This window comes from Parasutterella secunda (genome assembly GCF_023336895.1).
Classification (GTDB): Bacteria; Pseudomonadota; Gammaproteobacteria; order Burkholderiales; family Burkholderiaceae_F; genus Aphodousia; species Aphodousia faecalis.
Map to the genome: position 1 here is coordinate 1 of NZ_JAMBLT010000010.1, position 18399 is coordinate 18399.

The following is an 18399-nucleotide window of genomic DNA, read 5'->3' on the forward strand; positions in this document are numbered from 1 at the left end:
CCCCGAGTCTTTATGATTTCGGGGTTTTTTATTGCATATTGCGACTAAAACTGCGATAAAATTCACGGATTGGAGCTTTGTTTGCTCCTCGCTGTTGTTATAAAGGATCCGCATGATATTCAGACGTTCGCTCGTCTCTGAACTCGCTAACACAGCCGGTGCTGTGTTTACGGTTATCTTCTCGATTGTGCTTACGATCGGGCTGGTCCGTATTTTGGGTTTGGCTGCCGGTGGCCGTATTGACAGTGGGACCGTGATGGAAATGGTAGTTTATGAGGCGCTCGTCAATTTAGCCCCTCTGTTAGCGGTTTCCCTTTTCATTGCCGTTTTAATCACGCTTACCCGAAGCTGGCTTGATAGCGAAATGGTGGTCTGGTTTTCTTCGGGTGGCATCAGTTTAGTCTCCTGGATTCGTCCGGTTCTGCGCTTTAGCATTCCTATTATTCTTCTCATTACTGCCTTGTCGCTGGTTATTTCACCATGGGCAAAAGGACAAAGTGAGATGAACCGAGAAGTCTGGTCTCAGCGTGATGATGTCGATAGACTCTCGCCCGGTCGATTCATTGAAATTTCTGGTGGCAAACAAGTTTTCTTTATCGAAGAAGTTTCCGCTGATGGTCTGTCTGTAAAAAATGTTTTTCTCACAGAGACTGATCCTAAATCCGAAATGGTTTTAATGGCAGAGACGGGGGAAGTGACAACGAATGAACAGGGTGACCGTTATGTGATTTTGCATGATGGTCGTCGCTATGAGGGTAAGGCCGGGACGCCCGAGTATCGTGTGACGGAATTTAAAACCTACGGTATTCGCTTGGATGTAAAACCGGAAAGTGCTATCCAGATGAAGGATGTAGATACGCAGCCCTTACCGCTGCTTGTCATGCAAAAGGATAATTTGGAAGCTCAAGGCGAGTTGCTGTGGCGAATTTCTTGGCCCTTGGCAGCACTTAATTTAATAATGATTGCTATTCCGCTCTCTTTTACAAATCCTCGAGCCGGTCGCAGTCTGAATATGGTTGTGGCGCTTTTGCTTTTTGTTTTGTACCTGAACGGAATTAGTGTGGGCAGAACTTGGGTGGAACACGGAACTTTCCACTTGATTCCTGCCATTATCCTTTTAAATGGTGCATTCACCGTTTTAGCAGTTGTACTCTTTTTGCGTCGTACCATTATGCAGCGTTGGGTGCCTGAGTGGTTGACACTGAGTTATTGGCGTGCAAGGAAATAAGTGATGAAAGTTATTACCAAGCACCTGACTAAAGAAATCTTGCAGGCTACGGGCTTTGTGCTCTTAGCTCTGGTGGCTTTGTTTGCCTTTTTTGACTTAGTCGGTCAGCTTGGTCGTATCGGTAGCCGCTATGGTCTTTTAGATGCCTTTGTCATCACCGGTTTAAGTTTGCCCATGCGAATTTATGAGGTGATGCCAATTGCGGCATTACTGGGTACGGTCTTTGTAATGAGTCAGTGGGCCTCTCGCTCTGAATTTACGATTTTGCGTGTGGCGGGATTGTCACCTGTGCGTTTGGCAGCCATCTTAATGGTACCAGGTATCATTCTGGTGGCCTTTACCTACGCTTTCGGTGAATTCATTGCCCCGTCTTCGGATTCTTATTCGCGTGAGTATCGCGCGACTGTTCAGCATAAAACAATGGATATCCGAGGATCGGATACTGGGGCTTGGGTTCGTGAAACGATGGACTCTCCCAATGGTCCCCAGGTTCGTTATATCAATATTCAAAAAATGACGCCGACAGAGGAGGCTCTTGATTGGCGTATTTATGACTTTGACGAAAAGCAGCGCCTGACGAGAGTGATTGCCGCTGAATCCGGTAATTATGTGGATGACCAGGGATGGATTTTACAAGGGGCCATTAATACTGCACTGCCTCTTCTGGAAAATCTTACTCAAACCCCGATTATGGATCGCGTCATGGTGAGCAGTCCCACTCGAATGATGTTCAGGTCTGCGATTGACCCGAGCATTTTCGGAGTGATGATGCTTAAACCTGAAAATATGTCGATGCGGTCGCTCTATCGCTACGTCAATCACTTGGAACAAAGTCGTCAAGAATCGGATCGTTATGAGATTGCTTTATGGAATAAGGCTTTCTATCCGATTGCTATTTTGGTCATGATCGCTTTAGCGATGCCCTTTGCTTACATGAACCGTCGCTCGGGTGGTGTGAGTATTAAGATTTTTGCGGGCGTTATGATCGGTTTGGCTTTCTACACGATCAATAATCTTTTCTCCTATATCGGTATGCTCAATACTTGGCCACCATTGGTGGTGGCGATGGTTCCGACCGCCTGTATGCTGGTCTTAGCCATGATCGGCATGTGGTTTGTCGAAAGACGCTAACATCTGGAGCTCGAGAAATCGGGCTCTTTTTCTATTGATTCCAGACAAAAGTCGCCAAAGCCTCAATTGAGGAGCTGAATGTTAATGGGGAATTGTTTATTCAGGCCTACGGTAAAGAAGCTTCGGATTTAGAAATTGGCAAATTAACTACAGAAGAAAACTCGAATATTCGAATCAACGATACTGAAGGTTGGGGGTCTGCCATTCATATCACTGATGCGGAATTTAAATCAGGGACAACTTTTTCCAATATCAATAGAGATGAAGGCTTAGAGCCGGTATTTAAGACTGTTGATTTTAAAAATATTAATGCCGCAGATTCCACGATTGTTAACCAAGCTAATGGGAAAATCAATATTGGTAAACCGACTGGTTCAAATATTTTGTCTGTTGAGGATACCGCAGAAAATCAAATAAGCATTGGGAAAAACATGAGTACCAACTTTACCTTGGTAAGTTCTGACAGCTCTCATGGTAATTCCATGTCAAGTGTTGATCAAGGCGTCGCTGATTTAGCTGCAACCGTTGATCTGAATACCAATGGAGCAGAAGATGCCGAAGGTATGAAGGTTGTGATCGGCGCCAATGACATGACCGGTCGCATTGAAGCGGTTTACGACGCCAAGGGCAATAAGATCCGCCAGACAGAAGATGTCAATGAAACCAACCGTACGCTAACCGCCATTGCTAATCTTCCTGTTGTTGCCTGGCGCGCCGAATTAAATGATCTCTACAAACGTATGGGTGATCTTCGTGCAACGCCTTATAAGAGCGGTGCATGGGTGCGCTATAACGGCGGTAAACTCAAGTGGTCCGATGGTGATTTGGAAAACGATTTCCACATGATCCAAGTCGGTATCGATACGATGCCCACCGAAAACAATATCCGCTTTGGTACCGCTTTCAGCTACACCAAGGGTGATGCCGATTTCGATGGCGGCATCGCTGATTTGGACACTTACAGCTTAGCGTTGTACGGCACTTGGTTAGGTGACAAAGGACAATACGTTGATGTGATCGGCCGCGTGGCGTCCATTAAGAATGACGCCAATGCCAGAAGCTTGACCGGACAAGGAAAGGCTTATGACGGTAAGATGGATAACACGGGCTTGTCTTTGTCGGCAGAAGCCGGCTGGCGCTTTGCTCTGCCTTATAACCTCTTCATTGAACCGCAAGTCGAAGCCACTTACAGCTACATTGATTCGGATAGCTTCCGTTATGGTGATCGTAAGTACGAGCTGCAATCAACGGATTCTTTCATTGCTCGAGCTGGCTTCATGGCGGGTATCCAATGTCCGGATAACAAGGGCAATGTCTATGTGAGAGCTTCTGTGGTGCATGACTTCTTGGGTGAAACAGACGTTAAGGTCAGCAACGCCCATATGTCTCGAACGGTTAGCAGTGACTTTGGCGGCACCTGGGGAGAATTCGGTATTGGTGCCAATGTCAGTGTGTCTGACAACACGTATGTGTACGCGGATGTGGAACACACCACCGGCGGAGAAATTGAAGAGCCGTGGCGCGTGAATTTCGGTGTCCGCTATAACTTCTAACCTAATAAAAAGAGCCCCGAGAGAGGCTCCCATCAATCAAGTCGCAGGCGGTTGGCAGGTGTCAAGAAATCTGCCAACCGTTCGCATCCAAGTGCGTCCTTTAACGCTCGGCTTTAACAACGTAGGTGAGGATTGCGTAAAGCATCGCGCCGATAATCATTGCGGCAACCACGCCGATATTGGCTTGAGCAAAAACGCTTGCCTTAGCCTCTTCACTTAATAAGAAGCTTGTAATCTTGCCAATGTAGGGGTCACTTGAGGTGATCGTTCCTAATCCGACAAGCGTTGCGACCAACAGCGACAGACAAGCGCTCCAGCGTAAATTTTTTCCACCCTGTGAAGGCGGCAAAGCCAAGTTAACATTCCAAGACAGGCGCTTTTGGCGCAAAAGGTCCACGATTTCGATCGCGCCCCAAGATCCCATAATGACGGAGATGGCCGCTAAGAACGATGTGAATGTGGATAAGAACGAGTCGGAAATAAAGGTTAAGTAGAACGCTCCCAAGGCAATGATGACGGCATTCATGATTGTTGTGGCGGCACGGCTCATGGGGACGCCCATTGCCATTAAGGCAAGCCCTGAACTATAAACCCCTGTCATGCCGGCAGACATTAAGGAGGTCACGATCACAATGGAGAACGGTACAAAGAACCAGAAAGGCAAAATTCCCGTTAAGGCCGCAAGCGGTTCACGAGAAGCACGAGCTAAAAGTTCTGGATTGCCGGCACTTAACATGACTCCCAAAATCAAAAGAACGGAAACAGGCAAGGCAATACCGACCGTGGTCCAGAAAATGACTCCGCGGCCGGGCGTGTGTCGTGGCAGATAGCGAGAGTAGTCACCGCCGTAATTTAAGAATCCCAAGCCAACCATGGTCATGGCGAGCACGATTCCACCCAAGAACGTGGCAAAAGAGCCAGAGGGCGCATCGCCCAAGGTTGCAAAGTTGATTTGCGGTATGAAGAAAAAGAGATAAACCAAAGTCATCAGGCCCGTGATCCAAGCGATGATTTTCTCAATCTTCATAATGAAAGCGTGACCGTAAACGGCGCCGATCATCGTGAAAAAGAGCACAAATGCAAAACTCACGAGCAAACACGTTGTTGTGGCTGTTCCTTGCGGCGTTGCCATCACGGGAATCAATTTAGCCACTAAGTCGGCAAAAGTGGTTGAAGCCATGGAAAGCATCGTCACTTTCCAGCCCATGTTTGCGACATAACCGAAGAAGGTGGGGACTTTGTTGCCGTGGTAGCCGAAAGCCAAGCGCGATTGCACTAATGTCGGAAGCCCGGTACGGACGCTGCCGACCGCCAAGATTCCCACCAATGAACAAGATAAGAAATAACCGATAACGCCTGCTGCCATCGCTTGGGCGACAGAAAGTCCCAAGCCGAAGACGTACATCCCGCAGGTGATGCCGAAAATAGAAATATTCCAAGAAAACCAAATCGGGAACAGATCAGCTGGTTTGCCGTAGCGCTCACTATCCGGCACGGGATTAACGCCGTTGGTTTCAATTTGTGAAATGTTATTGTCGTTAGCCATGATAAATGAAGAGATTAAAGAGAATATTGTTCAAGCTCTGAGCGAGTGGGAGCGGTTGCGGCGCCTTCGCTTGCCGTGACATGAGCTGCAACGGCGTTGGCGATAAGCGTGGCTTCGGCCATTGTTAAACCGCACATGAGGCCAGCCAAAAGGCCGCCCGTGTGAGCGTCGCCTGAGCCGATTGTGTCAACGAGATTAACTTTGAAGCTGGGGATGCGTTTAGCCGTCCATCCAGACGGTTTTTTCTCTGTATAAACCGCGCCGTTCCTGCCATCGGTGACAACAGACGGATTGCCCGAGCGAACCGAAAGGGCGATGGCGGCATCGGTCGCATTGTGCGTATTGGTCATCCACATCGCTTCACTGCAGTTAACGGTATAAAGACAGCCTAAGTCTTCGAAAGCTTTAAGCCGTTCCTTTCCCATTTCCGTAACACGAGGACCCGGATCAAAAACAATTAAAGCGTTATCAGCTTTTCGGTTAAGAACGGAGAGCAGCACTTCACCGTTTTTCCCTTCGGCTTGGTAACCCGAGACGTAGATATAGTCGTATTGGGAAAGGTTGAATCGGTCAAACCATTGAGCCTTCATTTGCCGTTCCAGGCCAAACATCGAAATGAAGGTCCGCTCTCCTGTGTGGTCTGCAATCGAGAGGCACCAACCGTTGTCGCCTGCTCCTTGCTCACGATAGACGGGAAGGTTGCGCCGAGTGAGTGTCTGCTCAACGAGATCGGCAAATTGTCCTTCACCCACAGGCATATAGGAGTCAAACGGAAGGCCTAATTTCCAGAGCACGTCGGCCACATTAAAGGAGCAACCGCCTACGACTGTTTTTTTAAATTTCCCTTCGATATCAGCGCCTGCGTGCGGCATTTCGTGGACACTTAAAATCATGTCCACAAAGGCTGAGCCTAAAATGAAGACTTTTTTCTGAGGGTTAAGGGCATTAACCAACTCTTTTACGGCTCGCATAGTCAATCCTTGTTAAACGCAGGGCGCGTTTCGATGATTTGATCAGCCAACTCCAAGAAATTAAGGTTATTGGTCTCTTCGAGTGTCTTTAACCAATCAGCAGGAATACTCTCAATGCCATTCATGGCTCCGCATATCGCTACGGCCATTGCCCCCATCGTATCGGTGTCTCCACCCATGTTGGCGCACATGATGGCGGCTTTTTTGGCGTCTCGGCAGAACCAAGCCACAGCAAGCGCAGCCGACACAGACTCGCTTGTCATAGTCCCCGTTCCGAGGACCTCATAAATCCAGCGTGAATATTCTTCGGGATCATGAATATTGCAGGCGGCGTCCAGCGCTAATTCAAAACGACGTTTAACCGAAGCTGCCCAGGTGGGTTCACCGTAAGTTTTAGCGATATCAAAAATCGCTAAAACATCATCGGCAGCCTCATCCCAAGAGCGTCCGGCAACGCCACTTGCAACGGCTTGAGCAACCATGGCAGCACCGGCGATGGCCACATCAGTTCCATGGGTGACTTTAGAGATATCGGCGACAGTTTTTGCCAGCAATTCAGGTTTATCTGCATCAATTAAGCAGCCGACAGGCGCAATACGCATGGCCGCTCCATTGGTGAGCGCCGTTTTGAGATATTGACTCGGATCGCGGCCTTCGCTGTGAGCCAAAAGACTAGCTTTGGAGCTGGGTCCCAAGAGATTAATTTCAAAGCCATTCATCGAGATGACCCAGTCGATTAAGCGCTTTGCTAATTCCTTAACAGGCGGTACGGCCTTGTATTCCAAAAGAGCTTTCAAGACAACAAAGGCTTGAGCAGAATCATCCGTGTAGTGAGCCGCCTTGAAGTAGCATGCAACGATGTTATCTTCAGGACCATCTAAAAATGTATCAATCCAGCCGAAACGTTCACGTACTTTCTCACGAGGCCAGAGTTCTCCGGGCACGCCCAGTGCGTCGCCCAACACCATGCCGGCGATAGCGCCGGCTATTTTGCTGCGAGTGCAATTTTGCATGGCAAATTTTTATCAAGAAAAAAGAAAGATTCGATGACTGCGACAGTCAGCGGTATTACAAAAACGGATTGATTTTAACGAAAACAACTCTGTACGCAATAGTCAGAGCCATTAAATGCCCATAGTTATCGCTAGCAGTTTGCTTAATTCAAGTGGGTTGATGGTTGAGTCAATGAGAACCCAATAAGATGGACTGAAAGATAACTTGAGAGTGCGAAAAAGATAACAAGAAGCGACAAGACGTTGGAAATCTTGTCGCTTCACATCAAAAGCATTAACCCTTGATAATCACACCGGCTTGCGGATTAAAGGAAACATTGACGGTCGAGCCCTCGTCAATAATTTGAGTGCCGGGCAGGAAGGGCACGGACATGCTAAAGGGCTTTTCTTGTCCGGAGCCTTCAATGACGACGTGATAATCAATGCGGTCGCCCTCGAAAAGTCGATTGACAATGCGCATCGCAATAGCGTTGTCGGATTCATTCATCGTCAGATTTTCCGGTCGGACAACAAGCAAGGCGTTTTCACCGATAGCAGGCGGATTTTGCTTTCCCATGCGGGCGAGCAATTCTTTGCCGGCCACTGCAAAATGTCCCCAACCGTTTTCGTCAACGCTCGCCAGTTTCCCTTGCAGGAGGTTGGCTTGGCCGATAAAGTCTGCCACGAAAGGCGTCGCCGGATCTTCGTAGAGGTTCATAGGCGTACCCAACTGGTCAATGTGCCCGCGGTTCATCACCATAATGCGGTCTGACATTGTCAGGGCTTCTTTTTGATCATGCGTCACATATAGACAAGTGATTTCCAACTCTTGCTGAATTCGGCGAATTTCACTTCTCATGTGAAGACGAAGCTTGGCGTCAAGGTTGGAAAGCGGTTCATCCATGAGTAAAAGCTTGGGACGCAGAACCAATACACGGGCCAAGGCAACGCGTTGCTGCTGGCCACCCGAGAGTTGATTCGGGTAACGTTTTTCTTCTTTGGTCAACCCCACCATGGCAAGCGCTTCACGCACTTTCTTAGCAGCCGCCTCTCCGGTTTCTCCACGAATTTTCAAACCGTAGGCAACATTGTCGAAAATCTTCATGTGCGGGAAAAGGGCATAGTTTTGGAACACAAAGCCCAAGCCGCGTTCATTGGCTGGAACATGGGTGATGTCAACGCCATCCATCAAAATTTGACCGCTTGTCGGTGTTTCAAAGCCGGCGATCATGCGAAGGGTCGTCGTTTTACCGCATCCGGACGGTCCAAGAAACGTTAAAAACTCACCGGGCTTGACCTCGAGGTTAACGTTATTGACCGCCATGAACTCTTCATTGTCTTTGACGTAGCGGCGAGAAATATTTTTCAAAGTAAGAGATACGGACATGATTTATCAGGCTCCAATATGGTCGCCGGTACGGCAGAGTACTTTAGCAAGCAGTGTCATCGTGGCAGAAGCCGCGAAGACGAGCAAAATCAAGATAACAGAGAAGGCGCAGGCTTGTGCGAACTGAAGTTCGGTCATGCATTCCAAAATACGCGTTGTGATCAGCGTCCAGTTTACGGAAATGAGGAAAATCGTTGCGCTGATTGCCGTCATGGAGTGAATGAAAAGGTACTTCATACCGGCAAGGATTGCCGGCAGCACAAGCGGGATCGTAATCGATATGAAGGTACGAGTCGATCCAGCACCAAGACTGCGGCTAGCCTCTTCAATGGAAGGATCAATCTGCGTTAACGCGGCGATCACATTACGGATACCGGCTGAAGAGTATCGGAAGAGGTAAGCGGCAATCAAAATATAAACCGTACCGGTGAGCACAATCGGCTTATCGTTAAAGGCAATGATGTAGGCGATACCGACAACCGTACCCGGCAGCGTGTAGTTCAATAGCGAAACCGTCTCAAGCGTCTTGTGTCCGCGAATCTTCAGACGAGTCGTGACGTAGCCGACAAGAACCGCCAAAAGGCCGCCCAACGGTGTGCCGATACAGGCGATGATGAGCGTGTCTTTGATCGCCTTCATGCCGTGTGTGAACACGTAGTTGTAGTTATCAAACGTGATGGTATTGTTGACGCCCCAAACCTTAACGAGCGAACCAACCAAAATGACGGCGTAAATGGCAATGATGAAAGCCACGACAACCGCGACAATTGAAGCCATCAAAGAGGTAAGCGCAATGCCTGGTCCCTTGATGCTACTCTTGCCGCCCGCTTTACCGCTTACGGTGACGTAACTCTTTTTGCTGACCCAGTAGTGCTGCAACGCATAGACAACCAAGGCCGGGATTAAGAGCATGAAGGATAAAGCCGCGCCACCCTTAAAGTCGTACATGCCGGTGATTTGCAAATAAGCTTGCGTCGGCAGAACAGGGAAAGAGTGACCGCCCAAAACCTGAGGTGTAGCGAAGTCCGCGAGCGAGCAGGAGAAAACCAACAAGAATGCGTTGGCAATACCGGGAGCGGCAAGCGGCAGCGTCACCGTTCTGAAGACTTCGGAGCTAGAGGCGCCCAACGAATAAGCGGCGTCTTCAAGATTGGGATCAATGCGAGCCAAAATCGTGGAGATCGTCATAAAGGCAACGGGGAAGAAAGTGAGCGTTTCTGAAATAAACGTTCCCCAGAAGCCATAGAAATTAAAGTTATCCAGCCCAAAAAACTGTAGCACCATGCCGTTGGGACCAAGCAAAAGAGTCAAGGCGATACTGCTTGTAAACGGAGGAGAAATAAGGGGCAGAATAGTAATGGCGCTTAACGCGAACTTGAGCCAGGTGGGCAGATTCAAGCGCGTTGTTACAAACGCGAAAACGAAACCTAATGCCGTACCGGCCACACCAACTGAGCAGCCCAGCAAAATACTGTTGACAGCAGAGCGTCTGTCATACCAGTTATCCAAGAAGGGGCGGAGGTTTTCAAAGGTGAAGTTGCCGTCAACCCAAAAGGTCATGGCAAACAAACGGCACAGCGGATAAAGAACAAAGACACCCAACAAGAGCCAAAGCATAACGACCGTTAGCTTGGTGGCCGTGTCTCTATTAGCAGATGATGCAGACGAACTCATGGAGAAATTAATCAGCAATGAAAAACGAACGCCAGAAACAGGATCTAGCCACGGCCGACCCTGTCTCTGGTGAGTTTAAGCGAAGACGCAGCGCACTTACTTGATCACTTCATTGATCCAGCGTTGCGTGAATTCTTTACGCTTTTCACCCTTCCACGTTACATCGACAGAAATCGTTTTGATCTTCGTGAGGTCCAAAATCGGATTACTAGTCTTCACGTCATTGCGTGTCGGCACATAGTTGATCTTGTTGGCCACAATGAATTCAGCGAACTTCTTAGAGGTTGCCCAGTCAACGAACTTCTTGGCTTCGGCGTTGTTCTTACCACCCTTGACAACACCCGTTGCTTCAATACCGAAGCTCACGCCGTCTTCAGGATAGGTAATCGTGACCGGATAACCTTGTTGTTGGATATCGAGAGCGTCCACAATGTAGAAAATGCCGGATGCGCATTGACCTGTGGCGATCGGCATGGCACCGCCCGCACCGCTCTTGGTGTACATTTGAACGTTGGCGTTCATGGCTTTTTGGAACTTGAACGCTTCATCTTCGCCCATCACCTTCACGAGCGAATAAATACGTTCGGTAGCCGTGCCGGACGTGCGGGCATCGGCCATTTGCAGATTGTTCTTATAGCGCGGATCAAGCAAATCAGCCCACTTGGTCGGGGCTTGCATCTTGTTCTTTTCCAAGAACTTGGTGTTGGTGAGGAAGCAAAGCGGAATCAAGCCGATGCCGGTCCAGTAGTTATTGGGATCACGATAGGCCGAAGAAATCGCGTCAGAGTTGGCAGGACGGTAGGCTTCCAAAATGCCTTCCGTGACACCTGCGGCATACATGTCAGCCGGGCCGCCTAACAAAACGTCAACTTGAGGATTGCCTTTTTCTGCTGTTAATCTTGCCAACGCTTCTCCCGTTGAGAAGCGAAGGAAGTTCACCTTAATACCCGTATCCTTTGTGAATTGCGCAAAGATTTGCGAGGCATACTTCTCAGGCATGATGGTATAGGCGTTGAGTTCAGCAGCGTTAGCCGAAGCGGTCAACACAACAAGCCCCGCCAAAAGTGCAGAGAGTTTCTTTGACATATCGATTTCCTCGAAGTAAGTGGTGTTTTATTTTTAGAGCAAGGCGCAGTCCTTTGGAAGAGCTCAGACCAATGCACGGCGCAAAAAGGAAGATGCTCAAGGACTATGCTTAAACTTGCATTTTAGCAATGAAATCTAATCACGTTCAGGGGGAATTCCCCTGAAACAGAGGAATAAAAAATCGATAGTTCCCTATAGAAAAATTTGATAGTGAACTATGGGATTTTCCCATTCCGGTTGATTAAGGCCTCTTAATTTTGTCGTGCGCACGCTTAAAGTCAATCAGCGCACGGGCTGTGTGTGACTGCGTATTCATCACTTCAGCGGGCGTTCCACAGGCAACCACATTGCCGCCGTCCACACCGCCCTCTGGCCCCATATCGATGATCCAGTCCGCTTGAGCCATGATATCGAGATTGTGTTCAATCACAATAACGGTGTTGCCTGCATCGACCAGCCGATGCAACACGGCAATCAATTTTTCGACATCAGCCATATGAAGACCGACCGTTGGTTCATCCAACACGTAGACCGTTCTGGGCGCTTTGTAGCCGCGTCGCTTAATGTCATCGCGGGCCTTAATGAGTTCAGTGACCAGTTTTATGCGCTGAGCTTCGCCTCCTGACAAGGTGGGTGAGGGTTGCCCCAAGCTCAAGTACCCTAACCCGACATCCTGCATCAGTTTGAGCGCATGAGCGATGGACGACTGTGTGCTGAAAAAGTCGACAGCTTCATCAACGTCCATGGCAAGGATTTGACCGATGGATTTTCCCTTCCAAAGAACCTCAAGTGTTTGAGCGTTATAACGAAGTCCGTTGCAAGCTTCGCACGGAATCTTCACGTCCGGTAGGAAATTCATTTCAATGGTGCGAACGCCTTGCCCTTCGCAAAGCTCGCAGCGTCCGCCCTTCATGTTGAAAGAAAAACGCGATATGCCGTAGCCTCTGGCCTGAGCCTCATTGGTGCCTGCGAAAACACGGCGGATGGCGTCCAAAAAGCCAATGTAGGTGGCCGGACACGAACGAGGTGTTTTCCCAATCGGCGTTTGATCCACCTCTAAAACACGATCAACATGTTCAAAGCCTTCAATGCTCTTGCAAAGTTCACCCTCGTAGGGTTTCTTTTCCGATAGTGTTTCCGTTAAAACGGGCAGGAGCACCCCTCGGGCAAAACTGCTTTTACCAGAACCCGATACGCCGGTAAGAACAGTGAGCCTGCCAAGAGGGATTCGAACCTCGTTAGCTTTAAGGTTATTGAGTCGCGGCTCTTTAATCGTGAGCCATTGCGTGTCGCTGTCAACCGGTCTTTGCGGGATAAATGTGTGCTGAATCGGTTGGCGAAGATAGCGGCCCGTCAAAGAGCGTTTGTTTTTCACGATATCGGAGACTGTGCCCGTGGCGATAATTTCACCGCCTCGCACACCGGCCCCAGGCCCAACATCAATGACATAGTCTGCTTCACGGATCGTATCTTCATCGTGTTCGACCACTAAGAGCGTGTTGCCTTTATCGACAAGCGCTTTAAGAGAATCAAGCAATAGACGATTGTCGCGCGGATGTAAGCCAATCGTCGGTTCATCAAGGATGTAGCACACCCCTTGAAGACTGCTGCCAAGCTGCGAAGCCAAACGAATGCGCTGCGCTTCTCCTCCGGACAAACTGGGAGATGAACGGTCAAGCGTCAGATAGCCCAGTCCCACTTTTTCCAAAAATTGCAGCCTTAATACGATTTCTTTTAACGCATCTTCAGCGATATTGGCCTCACGCCCTGAGAGCTTAAGTTTCTTAAAGAAGTTTGAAGCATCGCTTACGGACATGTGTGCCATTTGCGAAATGTTTAAGCCTGCAAATTTCACCGCACGAGCCACTTCGTTGAGGCGCTCGCCGTGGCAGCTGGGACAGGGTTTCGCTTGGGCATCGGCCCAGATTCTTTCTTCTCCGGTCGCGTTTTCATCGAAGCCTTCAATCAAAAGACCGGTGCCGAAACAGGTCGGGCACCACCCCATCGATGAGTTATAAGAAAATAGTCTCGGATCCAATTCCGGAAAACTTCTGCCGCAGATAGGGCATGCCCGATGGGTGGAGAAAATCGTTTCCGAGCCTTTTTTATCAAGGACCGTTAAAACACCTTTGCCAATGGTGATCGCTTCCTGAAGGGCACGCTTGAGAGTCTTTTCATCTTCAGCTTTCACGGTCACTTCCGCAACCGGTAATTCAATTGTGTGATCCTTGTAGCGGGCTAGTTTCGGAAACTTTTCCGTGCTCACGAATTTACCGTCAACATAAAGTCGCGGATAGCCCTTTTTCTGCGCCCATTTAGCCAAATCGGTGTAAATGCCTTTGCGCTTACTGACCAATGGGGCCATGATGTGAATCGCTTCATTTTTATAGCGACTCATCACGGTTGAAACAATGGCCGGGAACGATTTGGGCTCAACTTCGACCCCGCAGTCAGGACAGTATTGATGTCCGAGCTTTACAAAAAGCAGTCGCATAAAGTGGTAGAGCTCGGTCATGGTGGCAACGGTGGATTTGCGTCCCCCACGTGATGTCCTCTGCTCAATGGCAACGGTCGGCGCGATGCCGGTGATGGAATCCACATCGGGTTTGCTGGCAGGCTGCACAATGGAGCGAGCATAGGCGTTGAGTGATTCCAAGTAGCGGCGCTGACCTTCCTTAAACACAATGTCAAAAGCCAGTGTCGACTTGCCCGAACCCGATGCCCCTGTCACCACCGTAAAACGATTGTGAAGAATATCGACAGAAATATTCTTTAAATTGTGTTCTTTGGCGCCTTTTATCGCAATAACGTCCGAAGCTGCGGTCGCTGTCGTCAAAGCAGCATTTTTAGCACTTTCTTCAATGAAATAAGCCGAAGTATTTTCTTGAGTGAGCGTTTTTCTGTATGTTTGAAGCGCCTGACCTGTGTAGGACTTCTTTTCAGCGATTAAGTCATCCAAGGTGCCCTGAACAACGATTTCACCACCCGCATTCCCACCTTCGGGACCTAAGTCAATGACCCAATCGGCACAGTTGATGACATCGAGATTGTGTTCGATGACAATGGCGGTGTTGCCTCGGTCGATAAGCTCTTGAAGAGAGCGCATAAGTTTGTCGATGTCATCGAAATGAAGTCCGGTCGTCGGTTCGTCAAAGATGAACAAATCATTTTTACTGGCTTGGGAATTTTTCTGAGCCAAAAAGCCCGCAATCTTTAAGCGCTGAGCCTCACCACCGGACAAGGTTGGAACCGGCTGCCCCAGTTTGATGTAATCCAGACCGACCTTACGGAGCGGTTCTAATTTTGAGACGATGGCCGGGTCATTCTTGAAATATTCACAAGCCTGAGAGACAGACAAATCGAGAACGTCGGCGATATTGAATGACTTACCTTCCCGTTCAATCGTGACTTCCAGTATTTCCGGACGGTAGCGGGTGCCGTTACAGGCTGAACAGCGCAGGTAAACATCCGAGAGAAATTGCATCTCGATATGCTCAAAGCCGTTGCCGCCGCACACCGGACAGCGGCCATCGCCCGAATTGAAGCTAAACGTTCCGGCTTTGTAATCTCTCGCTTTGGCCGTGTCGGTTTGTGCAAAGAGATTACGGATGGCATCAAAGGCGCCAACGTAGCTAGCCGGATTAGACCTTGTGGTTTTACCGATGGGTGATTGGTCCACGTAGTGAATATTTTCAATCAAATCGGCTCCGATCAATTCCTTAAATTGACCGGGGGATTCCGTTGGCATGCCTTTGGCTTTGTAAAGAGCCGGCACTAAGATGTTTTCAATAAGAGTGGACTTGCCTGAACCCGAAACGCCGGTCACAACGGTCAGAACACCAATCGGAAAGCGAGGAGAGATGTCTTTTAAGTTATGCTGTCGGGCGCCTTTCAAAATTAAACTGGGCGTTTTGGCGTTTATTTTTCTGAGAGTTGCCGTGGCGCTGATGCGTTCTCGTCCGCTTAAATAACGGGCGGTTAATGTATCGGCTTGAATAATGTCTTTCGGCGTTCCCTTGAAAATAATCGAGCCGCCTTTTTCTCCGGGGCCGGGACCCATGTCATAAATGGTGTCGGCGGCGAGCATAACTTGGGGATCGTGTTCAACTACAACCAAAGTGTTGCCGGATTTTTTGAGTCGTTGCATCACACGGTTGATTCGGTCCATGTCGCGCGGGTGCAGGCCGATTGAGGGTTCGTCAAGTACAAAAAGGGTATTAACGAGAGAAGTTCCCAAGGCCGTGGTGAGATTGACACGTTGCACTTCGCCGCCCGATAGTGTCCGGCTTTGCCGCTCAAGCGTGAGATAACCTACGCCCACATCGACAAGGTAGCGAAGGCGTGAGAGAATCTCGTCAACAACCATGCTGCCAGCTTCATCCGTTTGCCCTTCGTCTCGAATGACTTCAAAGAATTCCAATAGTCTCGATAGCGGCAGCCGCATCAAATCATAAAGATTAAGCCCCGGAAGATGGCTAAGAATTTCTTCGGAGTAGGTACTGCCTGCAGGGCGGTGACGTTTGAAATTTAATCCTTGGCAAGCACGCTCGGCCGCCTTTTCTGACCCGACACGCCATAAAAGAGCCTCCGGTTTCAGACGCGCGCCGTGGCAGTCCGGACACTCCTGATAGTTTCGATAGCGCGAAAGCAGTACCCGGACGTGCATCTTATAAGCTTTGGATTCAAGCCACTCAAAAAAGTGCTTGACACCGTACCATTGTCGAGTCCACTTGCCGCTCCAACCGGGTTCTCCGTTAATGACCCAGTCTTTTTCTTTTTGTGTGAGCTCCCGGTACGGAACATCCAAACGAATGCCGTCACGCTTGGCGTAACGCTTCATGTCTTTGAGACATTCGGCGTTTGTTTTGGTGTTCCACGGTTTGATCGCACCGCCTTCAAGCGTGAGCGATTCATCCGGAATGACCAGGGAGTAATCCACGCCGATGACTCGTCCAAAACCTCGGCAGGTTTCGCAGGCGCCAAGAGGTGAGTTGAAACTGAAAGTCGCATCGGTGGGCTTTTGATACTCAATGCCACAGTCGGCACAAGACAGTCGGTTAGAAAAGCGACGCCGCACTTCCTCATCGTTTCCCATTTGAGCAACGACGGTTAATTCGCCTTTTCCAAACTTAAACGCATTTTCCAGTGCTTCGATTACTCGCGGTTTATCGGCTTTACTGAATCGGAATCGATCGGCGACCACCTCTAAAATTCGCGTGCCGTTATGGTCTTTTTCTCCGTAAATCTTGGTAAATCCCTGAGCGGCCAGACCGGCAGTAACCTCTTCGATAGTCATTGTTGCCGGAACCGGAACATCAAAAAGGATGTAAAGACGCGGATCATCAAGCTCTGTTGTCCACAAAGTCAGAGCTTTGTAAACGGAGAGCGGAGTGTCAGTCTGGACGAGTTTGCCGCATTGAGAGCAGTAGAGTTTGGCCTCTCTGGCAAAAAAGAGTTTCAGGTGATCATTAATTTCCGTCATGGTGCCCACGGTTGAGCGAGACGTTCTGACGGGATTGGTTTGGTCAATGGCAATGGCAGGCGGCACCCCTTCGATACGGTCGACCTGCGGTCTATCCATGCGGTCTAAGAATTGCCGAGCATAGGGGCTGAATGTTTCAACGTATCGGCGCTGTCCCTCGGCGTAGAGCGTGTCAAAAACCAAAGAGCTTTTGCCCGAACCCGACACACCCGTGACAACCGTGATTTTCCCGGTTTCAAATTCAACATTGAGGTTTTTCAGATTGTTCTGCTTGGCACCGAAAATCTTAATGTTCTTATCCATTGCTCAGTCCAGAAAAAGAAATTATCCGTATCAAAAATTGCACATCAACATCGCCATCAGATTTTAATGGTCCGCCACTGATTCTATCCAATGGTTTTTTCCTCATGGCTCAATAGAAAAAAACAATTTAAACAATCAGCAAAGATGGTTGAAATGCTTGCAGCAAGTCATAAAAGAGAGTGTGTCAAAGAAATTTTGCACACAGAGAGAAACTGGAGGACTATTATCAAAAAGGTTAATGAAGATTTGTTTTGGAACGCTTTTTCAAGCACTAATTGCGCGTTGGAAAGGTGTTGTGTTTTCACTTGACAGACAAGGAGCCAAGATGGAACAAATGAAACCGCAGTTGGCCATTGTTGCTAGGGTTGATCGAAAAGCTTTGGAAGACTCGGACCGAGTCCTCGTCATGAAGGCGCTTTTATCAGAAGGCTTTGACGTAAAAAAGGAAGCGACGGAGGACAGAGTCAAGGATTTAACCGCATTGGCTGAAGAAATCCCAAATCTTCAAATTAAAAATTTTGAAAACGATGGTGTTGTTCGTTTCAGCCGCATGGTGACTTTTGGAAAGGCCTGTGTTTGGGTTCTTATAGATGTTTGTGAAGATCTCCAAGCGTTTACTCAGAAAGCGGATAAAAAGTTCATCACCTATGATCTTCCGGTTTTTGCTTTAGTCAGAAGTGATAGCGCCATGAAGAGGGACAAGGTGCATGTGGCGGTTCGTGCGCTGGGGGCATGGGACAATGCCATGTGTGCGTTATCCCTGGAGGATGCCGCCAAACTTTTTGATTTGGACTGTGACTTCTACGAGGATTCTCCGGTTCGGGTGGCAACGGATACGGCTAGCCGCTTCTATACCTCAGCCCTGGTGGCTCCAGGTAGCGCTGCTTTTGTCAGTACGTGCGGTGCCAGTGAATCCGATCGCATCAACGCATTGGTGAAGGTATTGCAAAAAGCGTCGGATATTTTGGTCAGACGCTGGGATATCGCGATGGCTAGTGTGGCTGAAGGCAAGACCAAAGAGCCTGTTGCATGAAAAATTTCTATCT

The 18399-nt window shown here is 48.9% G+C and carries 11 protein-coding genes; 4 read left to right on the forward strand and 7 right to left on the reverse strand.

Translation table 11 applies throughout. From position 1 onward, the window contains the following. The first annotated feature begins 112 nt into the window (after positions 1-112). From lptF to M3080_RS07540, 3 genes are all read left to right on the forward strand, one after another. On the forward strand, positions 113-1228 hold the full coding sequence (lptF, locus tag M3080_RS07530) for an LPS export ABC transporter permease LptF (protein WP_249092553.1): 1116 nt from the start codon (positions 113-115) through the stop codon (positions 1226-1228). Between the two features lie 3 nt (positions 1229-1231). Next, complete coding sequence (gene lptG, locus M3080_RS07535; protein ID WP_249092554.1) at positions 1232-2359, forward strand: LPS export ABC transporter permease LptG; 1128 nt, start codon at positions 1232-1234, stop codon at positions 2357-2359. Positions 2360-2451: 92 nt separating this feature from the next. After that, positions 2452-3912: an autotransporter outer membrane beta-barrel domain-containing protein gene (locus M3080_RS07540; RefSeq protein ID WP_249092555.1), complete on the forward strand. Its 1461-nt coding sequence runs from the start codon at positions 2452-2454 to the stop codon at positions 3910-3912. Between the two features lie 100 nt (positions 3913-4012). Here M3080_RS07540 and M3080_RS07545 read toward each other — a convergent pair whose 3' ends face one another. The 7 genes from M3080_RS07545 to uvrA all read right to left on the reverse strand — a co-directional run bounded on the left by M3080_RS07545 (position 4013) and on the right by uvrA (position 17353). Then, positions 4013-5458: a purine-cytosine permease family protein gene (locus tag M3080_RS07545; protein ID WP_249092556.1), complete on the reverse strand. Its 1446-nt coding sequence runs from the start codon at positions 5456-5458 to the stop codon at positions 4013-4015. Between the two features lie 14 nt (positions 5459-5472). Then, positions 5473-6429: a PfkB family carbohydrate kinase gene (locus M3080_RS07550; RefSeq protein WP_249092557.1), complete on the reverse strand. Its 957-nt coding sequence runs from the start codon at positions 6427-6429 to the stop codon at positions 5473-5475. Positions 6430-6431: 2 nt separating this feature from the next. Beyond that, positions 6432-7442 (reverse strand): ADP-ribosylglycohydrolase family protein, encoded by a 1011-nt coding sequence (locus tag M3080_RS07555; protein WP_022473445.1) that lies wholly within the window; start codon positions 7440-7442, stop codon positions 6432-6434. Between the two features lie 274 nt (positions 7443-7716). Further along, on the reverse strand, positions 7717-8808 hold the full coding sequence (locus tag M3080_RS07560) for an ABC transporter ATP-binding protein (RefSeq protein ID WP_022473446.1): 1092 nt from the start codon (positions 8806-8808) through the stop codon (positions 7717-7719). Between the two features lie 6 nt (positions 8809-8814). Beyond that, positions 8815-10482 carry an ABC transporter permease gene (locus tag M3080_RS07565; protein ID WP_249092558.1) on the reverse strand — a complete coding sequence of 556 codons (1668 nt, stop codon included), beginning with the start codon at positions 10480-10482 and terminating at the stop codon, positions 8815-8817. 96 nt (positions 10483-10578) lie between these two features. Next, positions 10579-11568 carry an ABC transporter substrate-binding protein gene (locus M3080_RS07570; protein ID WP_249092559.1) on the reverse strand — a complete coding sequence of 330 codons (990 nt, stop codon included), beginning with the start codon at positions 11566-11568 and terminating at the stop codon, positions 10579-10581. Between the two features lie 241 nt (positions 11569-11809). After that, positions 11810-17353, reverse strand: coding sequence for an excinuclease ABC subunit UvrA (gene uvrA, locus M3080_RS07575; RefSeq protein WP_249092560.1), 5544 nt, complete (start codon positions 17351-17353; stop codon positions 11810-11812). 325 nt (positions 17354-17678) lie between these two features. Between uvrA and M3080_RS07580 the strand changes: the two genes are divergently transcribed. Then, on the forward strand, positions 17679-18386 hold the full coding sequence (locus tag M3080_RS07580) for a hypothetical protein (protein WP_022473450.1): 708 nt from the start codon (positions 17679-17681) through the stop codon (positions 18384-18386). Positions 18387-18399 lie beyond the last annotated feature (13 nt).

Excerpts from the sequence above, each read along its gene's own strand:
- M3080_RS07560 (WP_022473446.1), bottom strand. The coding sequence starts at position 8,808 with ATGTCCGTATCTCTTACTTTGAAAAATATTTCTCGCCGCTACGTCAAA.
- M3080_RS07570 (WP_249092559.1), bottom strand. The coding sequence starts at position 11,568 with ATGTCAAAGAAACTCTCTGCACTTTTGGCGGGGCTTGTTGTGTTGACC.
- lptG (WP_249092554.1), top strand. The coding sequence starts at position 1,232 with ATGAAAGTTATTACCAAGCACCTGACTAAAGAAATCTTGCAGGCTACG.
- M3080_RS07580 (WP_022473450.1), top strand. The coding sequence starts at position 17,679 with ATGGAACAAATGAAACCGCAGTTGGCCATTGTTGCTAGGGTTGATCGA.
- M3080_RS07550 (WP_249092557.1), bottom strand. The coding sequence starts at position 6,429 with ATGCGAGCCGTAAAAGAGTTGGTTAATGCCCTTAACCCTCAGAAAAAA.
- M3080_RS07545 (WP_249092556.1), bottom strand. The coding sequence starts at position 5,458 with ATGGCTAACGACAATAACATTTCACAAATTGAAACCAACGGCGTTAAT.
- uvrA (WP_249092560.1), bottom strand. The coding sequence starts at position 17,353 with ATGGATAAGAACATTAAGATTTTCGGTGCCAAGCAGAACAATCTGAAA.
- M3080_RS07565 (WP_249092558.1), bottom strand. The coding sequence starts at position 10,482 with ATGAGTTCGTCTGCATCATCTGCTAATAGAGACACGGCCACCAAGCTA.
- lptF (WP_249092553.1), top strand. The coding sequence starts at position 113 with ATGATATTCAGACGTTCGCTCGTCTCTGAACTCGCTAACACAGCCGGT.
- M3080_RS07555 (WP_022473445.1), bottom strand. The coding sequence starts at position 7,442 with ATGCAAAATTGCACTCGCAGCAAAATAGCCGGCGCTATCGCCGGCATG.